Origin of the sequence: Sporocytophaga myxococcoides DSM 11118, from assembly GCF_000426725.1 — a bacterium.
Classification (GTDB): Bacteria; Bacteroidota; Bacteroidia; order Cytophagales; family Cytophagaceae; genus Sporocytophaga; species Sporocytophaga myxococcoides.
Genome location: NZ_AUFX01000010.1, coordinates 196,648 through 217,427, shown reverse-complemented (window position 1 = coordinate 217,427; position 20,780 = coordinate 196,648). Strand labels below are relative to the sequence as shown.

The window sequence follows — 20,780 nt, the reverse complement described above, 5'->3', positions numbered from 1 at the left end:
GTCGGAATGAATAGGATTATAATATTATTTGGAGCTTTAATTATTCTTTTTTTTACTTCTTGTGATGTTAAAAAGAATAAGGATGTAAAGCCCGAAACTTTTTTAAAGATCTATGACCATTCTGATATTACATCAGAATATAGTCCATATGATATACAGCAAACAGGAGATGAAGGCTTTCTTATCCTTGGAGGAAGAAAGGTTTCAGAGTCTCCTTTTAAAGGTGTTTATGTTATGAAAACTGATAAGGAAGGGAATTTTGTATCTGAACAAAATGTTTCTTCAGATTATGTTAATCCGGTTAACCAATTGATAAAAGTTGGAAACCAGATATTCTTCTTCTGTATGGACCGGCTGAGCCTGGAAGCAAAACTCATGAAAGTGGATGATGCTGGTATAGCAACAGAAGTAGCAGGATTAGGGCTGCTTTACCCGCTTTATGCTTCATTAAACGGAGATAACAATAGTCTTACATTGCTTAGTTATAACAGAGATGACAAGCAGACAGTGGTTTCTAGAATAAGTACAGAAGGAACCATACTCAACATGAAATCATTTGACATCGGCTTTGGAGATTTTGATGCTGAACAGGCTATCATTGAACATCTGAGCGGACAAGGCAAACACCTTCCTTTCTTCTGTGGACAGTTAAATGGAAATACGTATTATTTCAATGCATTTTACAGGTATACACTTTCACTTGTATTCTTTGATATGCTTTCAACAGATAAAAACCCCAAGGTAGGCTTAGTGCAAGGCTATCAGGATGAAAGAGTAATCAGTAGTCTTGTATTTAAGGGAAATGGGTTTGCTATTTCAAGATTTGCTTATGGTGAAAACTTTTTTATTCCTAATGTCACATTGAACTATGCTCCTAATGCAGTTTCTTCCAGTTCTGATATTCCGGGTAATAGAATGTTTGAACTACAACCGGATGCTAATGTGGTTCTGAAAAATTGTACTTTGGGTAATGGCAATACTCTTGTTTATGGCTCTGATACCAAATCAGGACAAATCGCTTTGTATTTCTATGATGTAAACAATGGAATGCTTTTAGGGAATAAATATCTTGGGTCTATGAATCCTTATTCATTGGCAGGTTATACTGTGGCAAATGATAAGAGTATTGTCGTTGTTGGTACAACTTGGATTGCAGGAAGGTTTCCTCGAATTTGTATCTTTAAAGTATCAAAAGAAGAACTGGAAGAAGCAATGTAATTCTTAGTTTTGTAAAAGCTTGGAGTACTATTGAATAATATTTTCGATTATAATTATCCTTATAAAGAAAAGGTAGATAATTACTTTTTATTAAAAAGATAAATAGAGCATCCTAACAGAATGATAGCACTTAGCCTTTTCCAGTCAATGGGAATCTGCTTATCACCTATAAATCCAAAATGATCTATCAACGTGCCAGTTATCAGCTGCCCTGCGATAAGTGTTACAAGTGCAGCAGCAATGCCTATTCTGGGAACTGCAGTAACCATAATAAGAATGTAAACAGCTCCGAGCAAGCCACCTGTCAGCTGCCATCTTGGTGTTTCAAGTGCCGACATAATGTTTCCTTTTCTCATAAAAGTCATTAAAATGGAAAGAAAAATGGTGCCTACCAAGAATGATATAAATGCTGCCTCCAAAGCGCCTACCTTTTTCCCAAGAGTACCATTAACTCCAGCCTGAATAGATGTCGCAGCTCCGGCAAGAAATACAAGTAAAAGTATGATCAAATTCATTTATTATTCGAATGAAAGCTTGAAATTACAATATTAAAATGAGACATTTTTTCTGACGTGATATTAATTGAAAAATAGAAAAGAAAAATAAAAAGCCCCACCTGAGGGGCTTTCTTTATATTGATTTTATATATTAACTATTAAACATGAATAATTACTTCTTATTCATGGTACTCAGATTCAAAAACAAGCGAACGAACTTCATCTTTTGTTTTACCTGTTTTCTTTTGTAGCCGGCCGATTAATTCATCTTCTTTTCCTTCTTCATAAAGAAGATCATTATCAGTTAATTCGGCAAATTCTTGCTTCAATTTGCCTTTCATTTCATTCCAACTACCTTTAATTTTCAGGTTATCCATAATATTAGAATTTTAATGATTGGTAATTTTTTTTCAAGGCGTCTGCCTATATTAAAAACAACTCCACTACATAAAAAGGTCTATTTGGTAAAAAAACTTTAATAATTTTTTAAAAAAAATCTAAGAAGGTAATTTATTAATAACGAGTAGCTTTCTATGACGTCGTATAAAAGGGTTACTTAATATTTAAACCAGCCCAAATGATTGGGAAAAACATATAATTTTTTTGCTAGGGAATTGTACATTTGAGGAAACTACTTTTTAATATTTTTGAATATCATATTTTTGATCAGTATTTTTATTAATCTCAAATAGTTCAATATGTACAAGTTTAAAAGTTTTACGTCGGTTGTTTATTTAATAATCATTTTCATATCAATGTCTTGTAAGAAAGATAAAGATACAGCGGTTGATGGGAATAATGGGATTACCTTTCTTAAAGTAGGAACTGCTTATACGTACAACTATTCAGGGGCAACTGTCACCTCCGCTGTGGAACAAGAGGCTGGCAAAGACACCTTTCTGATAAGGAACTATTCTCAGACAATAGATACAATATTTCCATCAGTATACTATAGTTTAAAGGATGGAAATTTCTCCAGGTCAATCAGATTGAGGGATCCTTCTTCCTATGTATTGGTTTGTAAATTTAATCAACCAGTGGGAACAACCTGGAATGTGACTGATGAATATGGAAGAGCCTCTGTTTTAACTATTGACTCAGTTAATGCAAAAGTGAATACCGGTAAAGGATTGATTACTGATGCCATAAAAGTTCGGAAAGTTACAGGTAACTATACAAGCTTTGATTATTATTCACCTACTACTGGCTATATCGGTCAAGGCTCTGTTGGCACCTCAGCTCCAATACAATTAACAGATTATACGATATCATCTGTTTCACCTACAGGAGTAGCATATCCGATTACTTTTGGAAATTTTCCATTTACTAAAATAGGGAATGAGTGGACATTTGAAGAGTCTACTGCTTCCGGAAAGGATAATGTTACCAGATCCATCGATAATAAAGTGGGAAAATCTAATATCTATAAGGTTAAAGTGACCCGTGAATCGCAGCCTGATATATTTACTTTTGAGTATTGGTATGAAGATCATGGAAGATTAATGGTTTATGAAGATGGTGAGAATGTGTTACAGGCAGATGTTGTTTATATAGATGAATCTATATCAAAAGTTGGTGATGGTTGGGTTTCTAAAACTAAAAACGGAACCGTTTTACTTTCAAGAATCACTAATCTGAGTGCTTTACAGACAACAGACTGGGGACAATTACAATCTGAAGAAATAGAGATTAAAAATAGAGACGGTTTGTTAGTAAAAGATTATTGGAATAAGGATAAGGGGAATCTTTTAACTACAGGTGATATTAGCAGAGTATTGATAAATTCCAATGCAAGGGTTTCAAAGTTTTAAATAGTATTAATGATTCATATCTTTCCTGGGTTTTGAATCAGGAGGGACATTCCTTATAGGTTTTGTTGATTTCAGGAATGTGAAGATTGCTTTTAAGTCTTCATCCCTCAACACAGCAAAAGAAGGCCAGGGCATAGGCGGTTGCAATGTTCTGGCCTTTTCTATTCCTTTGTATTTACCCTGTTTCATAGCTCTGTTAAATTGCTCCTGAGTCCATTCTCCAATGCCTGTAGGATCTGAAGTTATATTGGCTGCATAGGAAACGCCCCAAGGACCTGCAGATGCAGTACCTTCCTCAGAAAAAATTGCCCAGGTTCTGGTTAATGATGTATCTATATCTTTCAATTGTTTATGGGAAGGGTGGCCAGAAAGAGTCAAATCCGGATCAGGAACAAAACCTTGATCAGTTTTCATTTTTGGTGAATGACAATCAGCACAAGCCATAATCGTTACCAGATATTCTCCTCTCTTTAATAAGCTGTCGTTGGATATATTTACTTTATCCTTCGCTTCTTTCTGAATTTGATTGCAATTATAAAGAAATATCGAAATGAGACATACTGTAACCACTTTTGAATTCATGAGGTCTTAAATCAATTTGCAACAGGAAACATGTTGAAAATTGATTTGTTTGAGTATGATCATTGGCTTATTATTTAAAGATGTTATGTTGATGTCTTAAATGGTATGAAAGAGAGGGGATTGAAGTAGTTAAAAAGGTAAAAAAAATAAAAAAAATCCAGATCATTAGAAGAGATGAGAGACGCCAATATAGCGCCTCTACATCATCTCAATTATATTTTTACCTGTAAAGTCAAGTAAAACCCCCTTCCATCTGAAGGTAAGATTCCTGGTCCTGGATACCCAGTAGCTCTTCGCGTAAAATACATCTGATTGGCCAGGTTATTGATACTGCCTTCCAGCTTAAATATTTTATATTCATAAGATAAACTGAAATCCATAATGGTATAGGCTGGAATAACACCGATAACACCGGAACTCCCGCCTTCCCGCTCGTTGGTAGCATCGGTATACTGATCGGAAAGATATGTCAACTGAAATGATGCTTTAAGATTTTTGTATCCGGCTCTTAAGCCCGTTTTTAAGTTTACTTTTGGAACAAACTCAACTTGACTTCCCTTTACTCTTTTCAATTCACTTTTTAAATATTTTGAGTGAATCAATGCAAGGTTAACGAAGGCTGATGCATTCCAGTTTTCTGTTTTGATCTTGGCAAGTTTAAAGAATTCACCTTCAAGATAACACTCAACTCCCATCATGACTGCCTCTCCGATATTACCTCTTTTTCTGAGCGTATTATCGTTTTTGTCAGATGCTGGTGCTTCACCAATTCTATTAGCATAGTTCACATAAAACAAGCTCAGATCATATATGATGGCGTTTGTCTGCTCACTTCTGATCCCTATATCAGCAGAGTACCCTCTTTCATCTTTCAGGTTAGGATCAATAACAGACGACGGATTTATAATCTGCATATCGCTGAAGGTAATAGATCTGTAGTTCTGGGATACATTGGCATAAATATTAATCCGGGAAGTAGGTCTGTAGCCAAAACCGATTCCTCCCAGAATAAACTGGCGGTTTTTAACTCTATTCTCTATAACAGAAATCGTGTCTCTGACAACTCCGGCATTATTGGTTACCAGTGTTATTGATGAACCATCTGAAGTTGTATTGATATACTCATACCTTATTCCAGGCGTGATGGAAAATTTGTCAGAAAGGTAAATGATATTTTCCGCAAACAATGCTACATTGTTATTAGGGAAACGATAATCTGATGAATTCAGAGATTTATATTTGTAGTCTTGTATATAATTGAAATCAGGATTAGTGCCTGCAGTGCCTAATCCCTGAGTGCTATGATTTAATCCATGGTAAAAACGTCCTCCAACCAATACTACCATGTTTTTGGATCCAATCATATATCTCTTTAAATATCTGGCTTCTGCCCCCCAGTTGTTAAATTCTCCTTTGATCAGATCGCGCTTGCTATTGTCGTCCGGTGATTCAACCCTGACAGGTCTGAATCCTAAAGAATACCTTAATGCGGAAAGTCCGAACATGCGGATATTAAATTCACTGGATGCACTAAATTTATGTGTGAAATGGATTGCAGCAAGGTTCCAGTTTACCTTAAACCAGTTTCTGTCTCTGTTGCTTTGTCTAGGATTCTCCTTAAACATTTTGTCATTAAGACCACCTGCCTGTTGTGCAAGGTAATCCATGATTGTGATATCAAACCCAAGAGTTGATTTTGGAGATAACTTATAATTCAGATTAGTGTAAAAATTATAGGCATCAAAACCAGAGTTTGGTCTCCAGCCATCCGCTCTTTTATATTGGAAAAAGGAATAATAACTAACTTTTCCAACTGTGCCGCTGAGGCTTGTAAAAGCATTGTAGAAGCCGTAAGAGCCTACACTTTGTCTGGCAACAAGCTGAATTTTTTTATCTTCTACAGGTTTTCTTAAAACAAAATTCACTAAACCTCCAAACTGAGTACCATACTGAAGAGAGGCAGCGCCGCGAACGATCTGAATTTTCTCAATAGCTTCTACAGGAGGGGTATAATAACTTTCCGGATAACCTAAAGCGTCAGCGCTGATGTCATATCCATTTTGCCTGACATTAAAGTTAGACGTTCTGTTTGGGTCCAGGCCTCTTCCACCAATACTAAGCTGAAGACCTGCTCCGTCATTTTCATAAATGTTCAATCCTGCAACACGTGAATATACTTGTCTGGCATTATTGGTTGCGAGGTTTACAGTAAGTTTATCGGGAACTATTACTTCAGACTTTTTACCCTCATAAATTCCCATATTTTCTACAGCCCTCAAGTGTCCTTCATCTGCAGGTGCGTGAGTTACTATTACCTCGTCTAATACACTGTAAACAGATTTCATGAAAACTTTAACATAAGTATCACTCTTATTAATAGAAACCTTTTGATAAGTAGTATGATACTCAAGGAAGGAAGTTACCAATGTATATTGGCCTGCTGGCAAGTCCCGGAATTCAAATTTGCCTAACGAATCTGTTGAAACTGAAATGCTCTTTTCATTCAGGTAAACATTACAGTTTTTCATATAAGAACTGTCGGGAAGGGACAGCACTGTTCCTGACAAATTGTATTGGGCACAGAGGTTTGAAGAAACAAGGCAAACCAGAATGAAACTTAATATTTTATACTTAATCATTATATGATAATATCCAGGACTTGTGATTAAAGGATTCCTCCTGAGCTGCAAGATCTGTGTTAGGATCAACCAATACTCTTCCAAGCCTTCCATTCAGCGTTACATATGAATCGACAAAAACCTGAGGTTTTTCGAATCCAATCTTGGCATAGTGGTCCCGTAGAAGATGTGCATATTGCAAGATCATATCTGGCTGAGTGGCCATCATTTTTTCCTGTAGCTTAGTGAGAAATTCATTGTTGTTTACTATTACCCATTTTCCGGAGACGGCATCTCTTACCTTAAACTCTGCATAACCAGCTTTTTCAATAAGCATTACTCGCCAGGAAAATCTAAAACCTTCTTCAGTCCAGAACAATTGGCCAGGATATAAAAGATATCTGAACGGCAATAGAATCTGAATAAAGAAGAACAGGGTGAACAGACCAATAATGACCTTCTGATTTAATTGTTTGAATGTATGGCTATTGGAACTAGAAATAAATCCTTCAGATCCCTTGAATAATTTGTTGAATTTCGAAAGCAGTTTTAAATGAAAGTCTTCTGAAAAGAATATCAAAGCAGTGACAATCATGATGTACGGAAACATTCCGATTGGAAATAGGAGAGATGTCATCAAATGAAAAACTATAACAGCAGCATAAGCTGTGATCCTCGTCTTTTTATTCCATAATAAGAAAGGAATGGTAAGATCATAAAGAAAACCGAACCAACTAAACAGGTAAGGAGTCCATTTATAGTTAAATAAGAAACCGATAAGAGGCATATCGTTTCTGGCAATCAGCCATATTTTTAATGGTTGGGCATGCAAAAGCCAGTCACTATTAATTTTGGCAATGGCGGCAAAAATATACAACATGCTTACAAATACCTTGATGCTATCGATTGTCCAGGCAGGGATATAACCTGAAAGAATGTTCTTATTGAGTCTAGCATCAATTGAGAAAAAAGCATGAGCGGGCAAAAAGATCATCAGCAGACATATCATACTGATGAAGTAATAATGATTAAGATAAGTACTTTTATCTATCAGTTCGATATAAGTAAAGCTCAGAAAAAGACTGATGCTGGCAAATCTGTAATATAATCCTAGTGCAAAGAGAAAAGCAGATAATCCGCAAACAGCAAATAGAACATATGTATAGTTCCCTAGTGGAACGACAAATTCAAAACCGTAAAATGGAAAATAAAATTTGGGATTGATATAAAGATCTTCAATCCATCCTTTGCTCCAGAAACGGATAACTCCAAACAATAACATAAAACCCAGTCCGATCCTGAAGACTGCCAGAGGTGCGGCAGAAATGGTTCTTTCGAAATAAGTTTTCATAGCTGTAGATAAAACTATTGCTAGTCTCCGTCGTTGTCTGTATAAGTGATGGTAATGCTCATTGCAGATGTCATGTCTACTTTCAGCATTCGGGTAGCTGTTTGCAATTTATTGTAGACATCAATCATAGCCTGATTATTTGTTCTTACCTCTGTTTCAAGGCTTGGGTTTAAAGAGTTCATAGCAGAAGCTATTGCTTTAAATTGTCCGTTCAGCGTATCTACAAGAGGTTTGCCTGATTTGAGGTCTTTTGCTTCAATTGCATTCAGGTAAGTCTTAAGAGAATTTCCCTCATTGCCGGTTTTTACACTTTTACCATTGAAGAAATCAACGGAAGCCTGATGCGCGGTAATTGCAAGTGTACGTGATAAATCTTTTTTATAAAATGCTTCTACATCTTCCGGATAGGCATTGGGAGAGCTTGACATTGCTCCTGAAGGATTTGCGAACTTTCCGGATCTGATAAATCTTTCGTAGTTTAATACAAATCCATTGACCAGAAGGGAAGTCGAAGAATAAATATCCAGAGAAGTCTTAGATACAAATTGATCTCTGTATCCCGCAGTCCATTCTGTGTAGGTCTGATTAAATCTGAAATTCATCTGATCTACTATCTTTTTTACATAGGCAAGTTTAGCTTGGGCATCAGTAGCTGTCGTATATTCAGCCAGGACAGCATCATCACTGTCTCCAATACCATTTAAAAGGTAATCTAATGCAGGAAAGCCTTGAGCAGAGTAGTTTGAGGGTAAATTTAAATTCTCATTTCCATTAGCTATATTTTCAATGATACCATTATTAGTTCCATTGATGGTAACAGTAGTGTGAACGGAGGTTGGATAAATATTGAAAAAATTTCTAAGTGTATGTTTTTCTGCAGGTCCTACATCAAATAATTCTACTTTTTGCCATTCGGTATAGGCTTCAACCCAGGCCTGGCGGAAGCTGTTAAGCGTGCTTGAATTTGGATTAGCGGTAAAGTCGTTTGACTTTTCTACCATGGCATCCAGCTTTATTTTAAAACCTGCATATGAAGGAATGATAATATCATCTGCTATAAAAGTGAGCATCGCACTTCTGTCAACGCCTTCAGTATTTCCACCGGTATCATCTTTATCTTTTGAACATGAAAAAAAAATTAGTACAGAAAGAATTAAAATTTTGGCAGTCAGCAGGTTTGTGTTTTTCATGTCATTTAAATGAAAAATAGAAGTGATTGGCTTCTTAGACCAGTCACTTCTATTTTTAGTTATTATATTTTAGAGCTCAAAACCTACAAAGATAATGAGCTTTTTTCTAATTTATTACTGTAACTTAAATTTCGCTTTTATTGCGTCTGATGCAGCATTAATTTTATCATTATCCAGTTTCCAGAAACCTTCTTCCAGAATACCGTCAAGTATATCGTCAGAGAATTTGCTGTCGGCTCCATTCACTTTGCAGAATCTCAATGAGTATATGAAACCAGTTCCTTCGCCAATTGCATGCGCTTTAGCAGCAGTAGTTTCACCTTTTTTCCATTTTTCAAGATAACCTAAAGCAGCTGAAGCTATTGCTTTTTCAAACTCTGCTCTGATGATAGCAGCTTGTGCTCTAAGTTCTGCTTTATCGTTGTTGATAATTGCTGCACGACCTTTTAGGAATGCGAAATGAATTTTTTTGAAACCCTCTCTATTGTATTCCCAAACATAAGATCCTAAAAATGATTCTTTTGTATCCTTATCAGTAGCAGTTGCAGTAGCAGCGTAGATATCGTTTACAGTTAAAAGACCGTAAGCCTCATCCCAGTTATGCTCTAGTTGAGTATAATTTTTTCCTGATACCAATTCAGTGTTGTTTGCGTCTAAACCTTTGTCTAAAAGCACGTTTCCGATATAATCAAGTTCAAGGCCACCGATAAATGCCTTAGATATTACTTGAGCCCACTCGATTCCGTTCTCATCAACAAGATAATTTCCAAGCTTTCCAGCTTTTCCATCTTCAGCAGTTTCAGCTACACTTTTGCTAGCCTCTGCAATTTCGGTAAAGAACCAGTTGATATCCATGTGAACGGATTCCTGATCAGCCTGAGAGAACGAACTTGCAGTTACATTTTTTAACTGTAAAGTACTTGAGTTTAAGTCAGTGTAAGGGTCTATAAACGAGTTGTTGGTATTTGCAAACATGCCAGCCAATGCCGTTGCTGAAATGGTTTTATTTCCACTTGCTGCTGATTTAGCATAAGCATCCAATGCTTTTAACATTCTAAGTCTCAATCTTCCTTCCGTACGGTCCACTGTGCTATCACCTTTGCTATCATAAAATAGAGGTGAATTGTATGAGGTAGTTGCGGTTAAAGCATTGTAATCAACCTTTGCAGTACGATACCCTGGTTCTGCAGGCGTTGGATCATCTTTATCCTTTTTACAAGCTGTAAATGCAAGGCTTAATGCCAAAAATGCAAGTGGTAATTTTGTTTTCATTTGTTTTTATTAAAAAATGCTCTAGTTATTTAGACTAATTTTAAATACAGGTGCAATTTTAAGCATATTTAGATTAATTACAAATAGGAATTTTGATAAAATCTAAATAAAAATTGGAGGATTTTTGTTGATAGTTTTTTGGAGCTATTAAGCGGATATTTTGGGAGGTTGGTGTTAGTTGAATTAATTTATCAAGACAAAATCTTTTATTTCATTTCACTGTTCCCTAATTTGAATAGAATGCAGGGATTCTGCGTTATCCAATTATACTGAACAATCTAAACTCATTTTTTATGGACAAACAGCAAATTATAGAGACTTATAAAGTCTATCTTCTCGAAAACGGTAAAGTGCCTACTTCTGTATATTCTTTTTGTAAATTGTTAAATATTTCAGAGTCAGAGTTTTATGGGTTTTATAATTCCCTTGAAGCAATTGAGAGAGATTTCTGGCTGGTGGTATTTGAGGCTTCTCTTATCCAGTTAGAACAAGATCCTATCTATCAAAACTACACAGCTCGCGAAAAGCTCCTTGCTTTCTACTTTGTGTGGATTCAGAAAATGAGGGAGAATAGAAGCTATGTGCTTCTGAAAAAGGACAATCTGAAGCTTTATGAAATCGCTAAAAACAATGTTCTCGACGATTTCAAAAATGCCTTTTACAAATACGTTGATATTCTTATAAAACAGGGCGTTGAAACAAGGGAGGTAAAAGAACGCAAATATATTTCTGATAAATATAAGCATGGATTCTGGCTTCAGGCGCTTTTTGTATTGAATTATTGGGTTGAAGATACCAGCAATAATTTTGAAATGACCGATGCTGCTATTGAAAAAGCTGTGGATCTCAGTTTCAGGCTTATTGGAGAGCATACAATGGACAGTCTTATCGACTTTGGGAAATTTCTACTGACTAAAAAGTAAGAAGATGAAAGAGCAGGAAAACATTCCCACAGGAAAGGTAGAAAGGGCTACTCGTTTTGTCGGCGCTGGTATCAAGGTCGGTGGCAATTATGTTAAACATTACACGAAAAAACTGTTGGATCCTTCTGTAACGAAAGAAGAGTTACATGAAGATAATGCGAAGGACATTTATAATGCATTAAGTAACCTGAAAGGCAGTGCCCTCAAAGTTGCACAAATGTTGAGTATGGATAGAGGAATGCTGCCAACTGCTTATGTTGACAAGTTTTCTCTTTCTCAATACAGCGCTCCTCCGCTATCTGGTCCACTTGTCGTAAATACTTTTAATAAAACTTTAGGGAAAAGTCCGCAGCAATTGTATGATCAGTTTGATATGCATGCCTGCAATGCAGCTTCTATAGGTCAGGTGCACAAAGCTTTGAAAGACGGAAAGAATCTGGCAGTAAAGATTCAATATCCAGGTGTGGCGGGCAGTGTAAGTTCAGATCTTAAGATTGTAAAGCCATTTGCAATAAGACTTGTCGGAATGAAAGAGGTGGAAATGGATAAGTATTTTGAAGAAATAGAGTCTAAGTTGCTTGAAGAAACAGATTATAAATTGGAGGTAAGTCGTTCCATTGAATTGTCAGAGTCTTGCAGTCATATTGAAAATCTGGTTTTCCCGAAATATTATCCTGAACTTTCTTCTGAAAGAATCATCACCATGGATTGGCTTGAAGGCAAGCATTTGAAGGAGTTTATTGAGGCTAATCCTTCTGAGGAAGTCAGGAATAAAATAGGGCAGGCACTTTGGGACTTTTATCACTATCAGGTTCACCATCTGAAGAAAGTCCATGCAGATCCGCATCCGGGTAATTTCCTTATGCGTGATGACGGAACAGTCGGCATATTTGATTTTGGTTGTGTGAAGGAAATTCCAGAGTTCTTTTATAAAAACTATTTTAGTCTGACCAATAGAGACATCTATAAAGATGAATCGAAATGGAGACAGATCTATACGAATCTGGAGTTAATTCATCCAAATGACACCGAAGAAGAATTTCAGTTTTTCTCAGGTCTATTCCATAAGATGGTTGACTTGCTGACATTACCATTCACTCAGGATCAGTTTGACTTCGGTGATGAAACATATTTTAAGGAAATATATGCTTATACAGATTATGTTTCAAATCTGAAAGAAGTCCGCAATTCAAAAGTAGCCAGAGGATCAAGACATTCGCTTTATATAAACAGAACCTATTTTGGGTTATACTCTATTCTAAGTGATTTAAAAGCAAAGGTAAAAACAAGGTTTATACCTCAGGTACAGCAATAATCCAGTATAGTTGAAAATACTGATAAGTGATGTTTTTTAACATAAGCTAAAAATTATGATACAAGGTCTTCTGATCTTTGCAGAAAGGAATTTTAGCCTAACCATTTAAGTTTTTAAAAGGAATGGCTAAATTTTTAAAATTTGTAAAATCATGTATTGGATCATTTTAATTATCGCGGGTTTGTTTGAAGTTGGTTTCACAACCTGCCTTTTGTTATCAAAAAACTTTACAAACCTGATATGGGCAGCAGGTTTTTTCGTTTGTATTGCTCTGAGCTTTTTTCTTTTGAATAAAGCATCTCAGGGCATTCCGATGGGAACTGCATATGCTGTCTGGACAGGGATAGGTGCTGCAGGCACTGTAATCGTTGGCATGATATTTTTCAAAGAACCTGCGGATTTCTGGAGGCTTTTTTTCATAGCCACACTTATACTATCTGTTGCTGGTTTGAAGTTTGTTGCCAATTGATCGAATCCTGATGTAATATTTCAAAAGTATATATTCTGAAATAGCTCAGCGTTAAAGTTTATATATATAATACCAAAGGATGATAATGTTTCGTATTTTTATCCTTTGGTATTATTAATATTGCACAGACTGAAATTTGATGAAATCTGCCTGGTTCCAACTTGTTTTGACATTTTTCAATAAGAACTCTAAGTTTTTATTAATACTTCTTCCTGCTGCAATTATTCTTCTGGCTTTTCCTCTTTACTATAAATCCCCTTTTAATCTGATTCAATATTGTTTGGACGATAACAAAGAGAAACAATTGCATTATGGAATATTTGATGATAGAAACAATGGAGGAAATTCGGTTTCAGAGGAGATAAAAAAATCAGACAAAATTGCTTTCAGTTATACTCTTAAGAATGGTTTAGAATATCCATTTACAGGCCTTACTTTTTATCCTATAAATCCGGAGTTTATTGATCTTTCCGGATTTGATGGAATCAAATTGAAATTAAAAGCTAAGGAAGGGAGACGGCTTAAACTTACGATTGGGACAAATATTCAAAACTATTCAAGGAATGAAGACCATAATTCATTCAAAAACAATCAGATTATAATCAATTCTGGTAAAGACTTTAATGAAATCAAGGCTGATTTTTCTGATTTAGAAACTCCGGAATGGTGGTTCACTGTCAATGGGAAAACAGAAAACAGTATTGGTAAATCGGACTATTCTCAAGTACATTATATAAATATATCCAATTGTGTATCTCTTCCTTTGGGGAAAGTAGACCAGATAGAGATAGAAGAGCTTACCTTTAATAAAAGTCTCATTCCTTTTATAGTATATTCTGTTGTTGGTAGTCTTGTTTACTACATTTTCCTCTTTTTCATTTTTAGAAAAAAAGAAAAAGCAGTTGTTCCTGTTCAGTTTACCTATGAAAAAACGGAGGTTTTAAACCATTTCGAAAAAGAAGAGGAAGCTGTTTTCCAGTATATTACTTTTAACTACTCTAATTCTGAATTGTCAATTTTGGATGTTGTGAATGCTACAGGAATTTATGAACAAAAGGTTTCTTCAATGATAAAAAGGAAAACCGAGATGAATTTCAAGCAGTTTCTCAATAGCCTTAGAATTTCGGAAGCCAAACGCCTGCTTAAAACCTCTGACCTCCAGATTTCGGAAATTGCCTATAAAGTTGGATATGGAAATGTTTCTCATTTCAATAGGGTTTTTAAAGAATCCGAAAAATGCTCCCCCAACGATTTTAGAAAGCAGGACCAAAAATCTACAATTAGTTGAGAAATACTTCCCATTTAGCCTTTTTTAGCTTTTTGCAAAGTCTTTTAATTTTTTAGTAAACCTTTTTCAGGGATGAAAACCTACTTTTAGCGTTAAGGAAATTATAAAATTCTTAACAGAAATTGTCTTTTTCTAATTCTGATAATCATTAAAAGAAAACTTCATGATAAAAAGAAGGACATTTATTCAGGCCGGATCACTCATGGCAATCCCTTTTCTCCTTCCTGAGAAATTGCTCACTGCGAAACCCCTGGAGATTAATTTTGAAACCAATCAGATCCAAAAGGATCAGACCTGGAATTTGCTAGGGAAGGTAACTTACGGTCCCTCAAAAAAAGATATTCTTAAGGTAAAGAAGAATGGTTTTCAGACCTATATAAAGGAACAGCTAAATGCACCTCAGGAAGACAGCCCGGAAATACTAAAACGTATTCAGGATACACAGCTGGACATTAAATATGACTATAATGGCTACAACGTGGACGAGTGGAGGCCAATTACTTACCTTGATAAAGATCTTAAATTTTGCAGAAAAGAATTTGAGAAGGTCAAGGAAAAAGGCTGGCACGAATGGATAAGACCAGGAATGGAAGTGGTGAGTGCCAACTGGATTCGTTCTGTATATAGCCCCTGGCAGTTAAAGGAAATGATGGTTGAATTCTGGCACAACCATTTTAATGTTACGGTTAATGGCGATATGGCAATGGGAAGTTGTATGCCCACCTATGACAGAGATGTTATCAGGAAACATGCGTTTGGAAACTTTCGTCAGTTTCTGGAAGATGTGGCTAAAAGTCCGGCTATGCTTTATTACCTCAACAATAAATCCAGCCAGGCAAGCCCTGCCAATGAAAACTATGCACGAGAACTTTTCGAGCTTCATACACTTGGTTCTGAGCACTATATGAACAGTCTGTATGACAGATGGAGAGATGTTCCGGGAGCTTTGGAAGGGAAACCTGCAGGGTATATAGATGAAGATGTTTATGAAGCTTCCAGGGCTTTTACAGGATGGACCGTGGCTGATGGAAGTTTCATCTGGAGGGGTGGAGGTCGTGAGGAATTTCCTGATACAGGTGAGTTTTTTTACTATGACGCCTGGCATGATAATTATCAAAAAAGAATACTTGGATACGAAATAAAGTCGAATATGCCAGCAATGCATGATGGCAGGAAAGTTTTGGATTTGGTGGCTTTTCATCCTGGAACAGCTAAAAACATCTGCAGAAAATTCTTACTCCGCTTCATGGGAGATGATTACCCTGCATCATTGTTGAGTAAGGCTCAAACCGTTTGGCTGCAGAATATCAATGCTCCTGATCAGATAAAGATTACTTTGCAGACCATCTTTGAATCCCCGGAATTTCTGAATTATAAAGGACAAAAAGTAAAGCGTCCTTATGAATTTGTAGTATCCGTAGCACGAGCGACAGAAGCAGAATTTACACCCACTATGATGTTGCAATGGCAGATCATGGGAATGGGGTACAAGCCCTTTATGTGGCCGGCTCCTACAGGGCATCCTGATAAAGATAGTTACTGGATGGGACCCGGAGCAATGCTAACACGATGGAGAACCATTAGCTCTATATTATACTGGAAAGATATGGGAGTATTCAAATTCAGATTTGCTGAACAAACTCCTGGTGGCCTTTCATATCAGGGTATTGCAGATTATTGGTCCGAAAAGCTTACGGGAATCAGGCTTCAGGAGAAGTATCGCTCAAAAATTGCTACCATGCTTGCTGACAATGCAGCACCTGATTCGATACCAGCTATTAATGAAACACAAATGGAGCAAAAGCTAATCTGGCTTGCTCAATTCTTATTGTCAACTCCTGAATTTCAAACTCGATAACTATGGATAGAAGATCACTTATAAAAGGTTGTGCCGAATACCTGATGACTTCAAGATTTGGCTCTGATTACTTTTTGAATGAAGATGATTCAAGAGAAACAATAGTTGTTGTATTTCTCAGGGGAGGCATGGACGGCTTGAATTTTCTGGCACCAATTGATGACAGCAATTACAGGGCTGCACGAGGAGGTAAGATGGCCTTGCAGGAAGATGCTTTAAAGATAAATCAGAATCTCATTCAGGCTGACTTCAGAATACATCCTGAAGCTTATGCTTTAAAAGAGTTATATGAAAATAAGTCTTTAGCCTTAATTCACGCCGCTGGTCTTACCAATGGAACCAGAAGCCACTTTGAAGCGCAGGATCTGATGGAGCTTGGAAGCAACAGTGATAAAAACCTTTCTCAAGGCTGGCTTACCAGATATCTTCAGTCATTTCATACAGGCAATATTGTGCCTGCTTATGCAATTGGTTCAATACCACCAGCATCTTTGCTTGGAAGTATGGAGCAAATGAATATAACAGAAATGAAGAATTTAAGCCTGGATTTAGGGCCTGATTTGATTAACATGCTTACAGAAATGTATGGAGCTGGTAATTCCCTTGTGCATCGATCTGGCAAAGGAGCACTCCAGAATATTGCACATATTGCCAAATCATCAAAAGGTTTGAATTTTGATTCCTACACTCCTGATAAGTCAGCGGAATATTATAGCTCATGGCCCGGAGAGGAGCTTGCAAATTCCTTTAAGACTGTTGCCCAGCTTATTAAAATGGAAGCAGGACTAAAAATAGCAACCATTGATTATGATGGTTGGGACATGCACGATAATCAGGAATGGAAATTTCCGAGATGGATTCAGGCTCTATCCTGGAATCTAAATGCGTTTTACAATGATATCCATGCTTATCATAAGAGAGTAACGATCGTTCTGATGACTGAATTTGGAAGAAGATTGAAAGCCAATAAAAGTGGAGGTACAGATCACGGGCATGGAAGTGTGATGATGGTGCTGGGAGGTAATGTTAATGGAGGAAATCTTTATGGATCTTGGCCGGGACTTGCTAATGAACAATTGGACAATGGTGTAGATCTCGCAGTAACTACCGATTATCGGACTGTATTAAGTGAAATTATGGTCAAAAGGAATCTTGTTAAAGATCCTCAGATGGTCTTTCCAAAATTTAATGATTATAAAGGATTAGGGATAATTCAATAGAATAATGTTTATTTAGTATAGTTAGGAAGAGCTTGCCGAAAGGCAGGCTTTTTCTTTTTATAATCTTTTTAAAATCCGGTAAGAATTTATGAATCAAAAAATGTTTTTTTATATCCAAAATGTTAATATTTGGGTTGTGACTTTATAAAATATAATAAGAATGCGGATTTTCTCTAAAATATTTATTTCTCACGTGGCTATAGGGCTATTCTCGGTTCTTATACTCTCATTTTTGTTTTATAATATTCTAAAAAATTCACTGATACAAAGGACTCTTGACCAATTGTCTTCGGTCAATATTCTTAAAAAAAATCAGATGGAAAATTATTTTTACCGAACGCAGAAGAATTTGATTTTTTTATTCGGCAGAACCGATTTTCTTGAAAAGACTGATGCAATCGCAGATATAGAAAAGCATAAGGTATACCTGGATGATCATCAGAAAAGTGAGTTGAATAATATCGGTAGTCTGTATGATTTTGATAATATTATTATAGCAGATAATCACCTGAACAGTATTTATTCTTTAAATACAGATACAGCATTTCTGAAAGAATTTACCCTGGCCAGAGCCGATAGCTTAAAAGCTTTGAACAAGGATTTTGTATACTTTGATGCATCGATATATGATCATTATGGTCAACCGGTTTTGTTATATATAATTCCATTACATTCCAAAAAAGATCCTTTGCATCCAGGAGGGTTTATTGTTATCAAAGAGCATTTCTCAAAGTTTCAGAAAATATTATATGAACGTACTGGAATGGGAACAACGGGAGAGTCCTATCTGGTAGCATCTGATAAAAGAATGAGATCTGTATCTAGGTTTTTCCCTGATAGCCCCCCTTTAAAAATTAATGTAAATTCGGAAGCTGTAAGTAATGTCTTTAAAGAAAAAGAAGGTGGACATGTTTTACAGGATTACAGAAATGTTAAAGTTTTAAGTGCATATAGGAAATTAAACTTTGACCTTCCCTGGGCAATCATATCCGAAATTGATTATCACGAAGCTGTCAAGCCGATTAATCAACTCAAAAATTATATCATAGTGATTACTGTCGTTCTGATCCTAGTGATATTGATTGTTACATATTTTATCTCTAACGCGATTTCAAATCCAATTTTATATCTCAAAGATATAATCATGAGTTTGTCCAAAGGAGTTGTTCCTGAATCACCTATCAAATCCAAGGGGAATGATGAAATAGCTCAGATAACTGAGGCGACAAGGCAGCTGGTAGAAGGAACAAAAAGGACTACAGAATTTGCGCACCAAACAGGAGCAGGAAACTTTGACGCAACTTTCACAACCCTAAGTGATGAAGATACATTGGGACTTGCTCTTTTAAGTATGAGAGATAAAATTAAAATGCTTCAGGAAAGAGAAGTTAGGCTGGTAAGGGAAAAAGCATCAGCATTATTGGAAGGTCAGGAGAATGAACGCAAACGTTTTGTAAGGGAACTTCATGATGGAATAGGGCAATTGCTTACAGTGGTGAAACTTCGTCTTGATGCAATGGATGCAAAAGATAAGGAAAAACAAGAAGAGAAACAGGAAGTTCTTGATCTTGTTAATAATACAATAGGGGAAGTGAGAAGAATTTCCTATAACGTGATGCCTAGCGTTCTTGTGGATTTTGGTCTGGAAGCAGGTCTGAGAGGATTGTGCGATAATGTAAAAAAATATTCTCGATTGAATATTGAGTTTACATATATAAAAGAAACCGACAAACCTTTGAGTTTTGAAGTGAGTGTTCCTGTTTTCAGAATTGTTCAGGAGGGTTTGAATAATATCATAAAACATGCGAAAGCAACAGATGTGTATTTGGATGTAATGGAGCAGGAAGAGTATTTGTACCTGAAACTTAAAGACAATGGAATCGGCTTCAATAAAGCTGATGTAATAAAAAGGGGCGGATTTGGCTTAACTAGTATGAATGAAAGAGCTAAATTGCTGAATGGTGAATTGCATATAGAATCAATTCACGGGGAAGGAACAGTTACTGAACTTGAAATCCCCTTAAACAGAGAATAGATATGAGTAAGATAAAATTAATACTGGCAGACGATCATTCCCTGATCAGAGCAGGATTCAGAACATTACTAGGAAAGAATGAAGCCTTTGAAATAGTAGGAGAAGCAACCGACGGGCAGGATTTGGTGAAGATGGCTCATAATATAGAACACGATGTAATCCTTACAGATATTACTATGCCTGGCCAGGGAGGCTTGGATGCCATGGAACAATTGAAGAAGGAAAATCCCTATTTTAAATTCATCGTTCTAACAATGCATGAAGAAAGGGAATATGTACTAAGGGCAATAAAGATAGGTGCTCAGGGCTATTTGCTAAAAAACATAGAAAATGCAGAGCTGGCAAAGGCTATCAAAACCGTGTACGATGGCGGCAAATATTTTAGTCCTTTCGTAGTGAATCTGCTTGCTGAGAACTATGGAAAGCCTGAAGCACTTGAGACATCTGAGGTAACTCCAAGGGAAAAAGAAGTATTACAATTCGTTGCAAAAGGTTTTAGTACCAAACAGATTGCAGACGAACTAGGGATCAGTATCAGAACAGTTGAATCACATCGTATCAATATGTTGAAAAAGTTACGCGTAAGCAATTCAGCAGAATTGATTAAAAAGGCCATAAAACTTAATTTGATAGATTAGTTTGCTAGGGGTAAATACTGATCATGTTGATAGTGTTAATACTATTATATTGCTAGTATTTTTTGTGATTTACATAGCCATTATTATATGTTTTATTAGCAGAAACAAACCGAATAACTGTTATGAAACACATGATAATTGCTGGCTTAATGATACTTGCAGCTCAGGTATCTTCTGCTCAAAATGGAGTAAATAACGATCCTACTTATTCCATCAACAATTATAAACAAGCAAACAAGGCTAAATACGCAAAGGAAAATAACCTTGGTAATCCGGTTTCAATTGAGACAAGTGAGGTAACTGTAAAGGAGAACTATAAGAATAGCTTTAGTTCAGGTAAAACTTCCAAAAAAGCATCTTCATATACTTATATGCCTCAAATTAGAAGTTCCAGATCTTATAAACATCCAAACGGTTTATAATCTTCAGATATTAAAGAATTTTCATAAAGTTTGTAATGATTCCCTAAAAAGCCTTCCGATTTTCGGAGGGCTT

The 20,780-nt window shown here is 36.1% G+C and carries 18 protein-coding genes; 11 read left to right on the top strand and 7 right to left on the bottom strand.

Translation table 11 applies throughout. The features are described 5' to 3' along the window. Window positions 1-6: 6 nt before the first annotated feature. Window positions 7-1,218, top strand: a complete 1,212-nt coding sequence (locus K350_RS0113520) for a hypothetical protein (RefSeq protein ID WP_028980367.1) — start codon at window positions 7-9, stop codon at window positions 1,216-1,218. Between the two features lie 80 nt (window positions 1,219-1,298). Here K350_RS0113520 and K350_RS0113515 read toward each other — a convergent pair whose 3' ends face one another. Together K350_RS0113515 and K350_RS0113510 are read right to left on the bottom strand one after the other, a co-directional pair. Continuing rightward, window positions 1,299-1,733 carry a DMT family transporter gene (locus K350_RS0113515; protein ID WP_028980366.1) on the bottom strand — a complete coding sequence of 145 codons (435 nt, stop codon included), beginning with the start codon at window positions 1,731-1,733 and terminating at the stop codon, window positions 1,299-1,301. Between the two features lie 161 nt (window positions 1,734-1,894). Continuing rightward, window positions 1,895-2,092 carry a CsbD family protein gene (locus K350_RS0113510; RefSeq protein WP_028980365.1) on the bottom strand — a complete coding sequence of 66 codons (198 nt, stop codon included), beginning with the start codon at window positions 2,090-2,092 and terminating at the stop codon, window positions 1,895-1,897. Window positions 2,093-2,470: 378 nt separating this feature from the next. Here K350_RS0113510 and K350_RS0113505 point away from each other — a divergent pair, with 378 nt between their 5' ends. Next, on the top strand, window positions 2,471-3,526 hold the full coding sequence (locus tag K350_RS0113505) for a hypothetical protein (protein ID WP_028980364.1): 1,056 nt from the start codon (window positions 2,471-2,473) through the stop codon (window positions 3,524-3,526). Between the two features lie 6 nt (window positions 3,527-3,532). Here K350_RS0113505 and K350_RS0113500 read toward each other — a convergent pair whose 3' ends face one another. The 5 genes from K350_RS0113500 to K350_RS0113480 form a co-directional block, all read right to left on the bottom strand. Beyond that, on the bottom strand, window positions 3,533-4,108 hold the full coding sequence (locus K350_RS0113500; protein WP_028980363.1) for a c-type cytochrome: 576 nt from the start codon (window positions 4,106-4,108) through the stop codon (window positions 3,533-3,535). 212 nt (window positions 4,109-4,320) lie between these two features. Then, window positions 4,321-6,747, bottom strand: coding sequence for a TonB-dependent receptor (locus K350_RS0113495; protein WP_028980362.1), 2,427 nt, complete (start codon window positions 6,745-6,747; stop codon window positions 4,321-4,323). Further along, window positions 6,740-8,077: an HTTM domain-containing protein gene (locus K350_RS0113490; RefSeq protein WP_028980361.1), complete on the bottom strand. Its 1,338-nt coding sequence runs from the start codon at window positions 8,075-8,077 to the stop codon at window positions 6,740-6,742. Before K350_RS0113490 ends, K350_RS0113495 begins: the two co-directional genes overlap by 8 nt. Before the next feature lie 20 nt (window positions 8,078-8,097). Next, entirely contained in the window at window positions 8,098-9,267 is a 1,170-nt protein-coding gene (locus K350_RS0113485) for an imelysin family protein (RefSeq protein ID WP_037575559.1), read from the bottom strand. Between the two features lie 114 nt (window positions 9,268-9,381). Then, a complete protein-coding gene (locus tag K350_RS0113480; protein WP_028980359.1) occupies window positions 9,382-10,539 on the bottom strand; it encodes a DUF4856 domain-containing protein in 1,158 nt (385 codons plus the stop codon). A 293-nt stretch (window positions 10,540-10,832) separates the two neighbouring features. Here K350_RS0113480 and K350_RS0113475 point away from each other — a divergent pair, with 293 nt between their 5' ends. From K350_RS0113475 to K350_RS0113435, 9 genes are all read left to right on the top strand, one after another. After that, the gene (locus K350_RS0113475) at window positions 10,833-11,462 is read left to right on the top strand and encodes a TetR family transcriptional regulator C-terminal domain-containing protein (protein ID WP_028980358.1); all 630 of its coding nucleotides are present in this window, start codon (window positions 10,833-10,835) and stop codon (window positions 11,460-11,462) included. 4 nt (window positions 11,463-11,466) lie between these two features. After that, window positions 11,467-12,777: an ABC1 kinase family protein gene (locus tag K350_RS0113470; RefSeq protein ID WP_028980357.1), complete on the top strand. Its 1,311-nt coding sequence runs from the start codon at window positions 11,467-11,469 to the stop codon at window positions 12,775-12,777. Window positions 12,778-12,928: 151 nt separating this feature from the next. Then, window positions 12,929-13,246, top strand: a complete 318-nt coding sequence (locus K350_RS0113465) for a DMT family transporter (RefSeq protein WP_028980356.1) — start codon at window positions 12,929-12,931, stop codon at window positions 13,244-13,246. Window positions 13,247-13,385: 139 nt separating this feature from the next. Continuing rightward, on the top strand, window positions 13,386-14,534 hold the full coding sequence (locus tag K350_RS0113460; protein WP_028980355.1) for a helix-turn-helix domain-containing protein: 1,149 nt from the start codon (window positions 13,386-13,388) through the stop codon (window positions 14,532-14,534). A gap of 163 nt (window positions 14,535-14,697) precedes the next feature. Beyond that, a complete protein-coding gene (locus K350_RS0113455; RefSeq protein WP_028980354.1) occupies window positions 14,698-16,392 on the top strand; it encodes a DUF1800 domain-containing protein in 1,695 nt (564 codons plus the stop codon). A gap of 2 nt (window positions 16,393-16,394) precedes the next feature. Continuing rightward, window positions 16,395-17,612, top strand: a complete 1,218-nt coding sequence (locus tag K350_RS28730; RefSeq protein WP_051313127.1) for a DUF1501 domain-containing protein — start codon at window positions 16,395-16,397, stop codon at window positions 17,610-17,612. Window positions 17,613-17,928: 316 nt separating this feature from the next. Next, complete coding sequence (locus K350_RS31205; RefSeq protein WP_028980353.1) at window positions 17,929-19,647, top strand: sensor histidine kinase; 1,719 nt, start codon at window positions 17,929-17,931, stop codon at window positions 19,645-19,647. 2 nt (window positions 19,648-19,649) lie between these two features. Next, entirely contained in the window at window positions 19,650-20,285 is a 636-nt protein-coding gene (locus K350_RS0113440) for a response regulator (protein ID WP_028980352.1), read from the top strand. 122 nt (window positions 20,286-20,407) lie between these two features. Then, window positions 20,408-20,707, top strand: coding sequence for a hypothetical protein (locus K350_RS0113435; RefSeq protein WP_028980351.1), 300 nt, complete (start codon window positions 20,408-20,410; stop codon window positions 20,705-20,707). Window positions 20,708-20,780 lie beyond the last annotated feature (73 nt).

Bases quoted from the DNA above. Each gene is read 5' to 3' on its own strand.
- K350_RS0113515 (WP_028980366.1), bottom strand. From the start codon at position 1,733: ATGAATTTGATCATACTTTTACTTGTATTTCTTGCCGGAGCTGCGACA.
- K350_RS0113480 (WP_028980359.1), bottom strand. From the start codon at position 10,539: ATGAAAACAAAATTACCACTTGCATTTTTGGCATTAAGCCTTGCATTT.
- K350_RS28730 (WP_051313127.1), top strand. From the start codon at position 16,395: ATGGATAGAAGATCACTTATAAAAGGTTGTGCCGAATACCTGATGACT.
- K350_RS0113500 (WP_028980363.1), bottom strand. From the start codon at position 4,108: ATGAATTCAAAAGTGGTTACAGTATGTCTCATTTCGATATTTCTTTAT.
- K350_RS0113505 (WP_028980364.1), top strand. From the start codon at position 2,471: ATGTCTTGTAAGAAAGATAAAGATACAGCGGTTGATGGGAATAATGGG.
- K350_RS0113475 (WP_028980358.1), top strand. From the start codon at position 10,833: ATGGACAAACAGCAAATTATAGAGACTTATAAAGTCTATCTTCTCGAA.
- K350_RS0113495 (WP_028980362.1), bottom strand. From the start codon at position 6,747: ATGATTAAGTATAAAATATTAAGTTTCATTCTGGTTTGCCTTGTTTCT.
- K350_RS0113440 (WP_028980352.1), top strand. From the start codon at position 19,650: ATGAGTAAGATAAAATTAATACTGGCAGACGATCATTCCCTGATCAGA.
- K350_RS0113455 (WP_028980354.1), top strand. From the start codon at position 14,698: ATGATAAAAAGAAGGACATTTATTCAGGCCGGATCACTCATGGCAATC.
- K350_RS0113435 (WP_028980351.1), top strand. From the start codon at position 20,408: ATGAAACACATGATAATTGCTGGCTTAATGATACTTGCAGCTCAGGTA.
- K350_RS0113490 (WP_028980361.1), bottom strand. From the start codon at position 8,077: ATGAAAACTTATTTCGAAAGAACCATTTCTGCCGCACCTCTGGCAGTC.
- K350_RS0113520 (WP_028980367.1), top strand. From the start codon at position 7: ATGAATAGGATTATAATATTATTTGGAGCTTTAATTATTCTTTTTTTT.
- K350_RS0113460 (WP_028980355.1), top strand. From the start codon at position 13,386: ATGAAATCTGCCTGGTTCCAACTTGTTTTGACATTTTTCAATAAGAAC.
- K350_RS0113485 (WP_037575559.1), bottom strand. From the start codon at position 9,267: ATGAAAAACACAAACCTGCTGACTGCCAAAATTTTAATTCTTTCTGTA.
- K350_RS0113510 (WP_028980365.1), bottom strand. From the start codon at position 2,092: ATGGATAACCTGAAAATTAAAGGTAGTTGGAATGAAATGAAAGGCAAA.
- K350_RS31205 (WP_028980353.1), top strand. From the start codon at position 17,929: ATGGAAAATTATTTTTACCGAACGCAGAAGAATTTGATTTTTTTATTC.
- K350_RS0113470 (WP_028980357.1), top strand. From the start codon at position 11,467: ATGAAAGAGCAGGAAAACATTCCCACAGGAAAGGTAGAAAGGGCTACT.
- K350_RS0113465 (WP_028980356.1), top strand. From the start codon at position 12,929: ATGTATTGGATCATTTTAATTATCGCGGGTTTGTTTGAAGTTGGTTTC.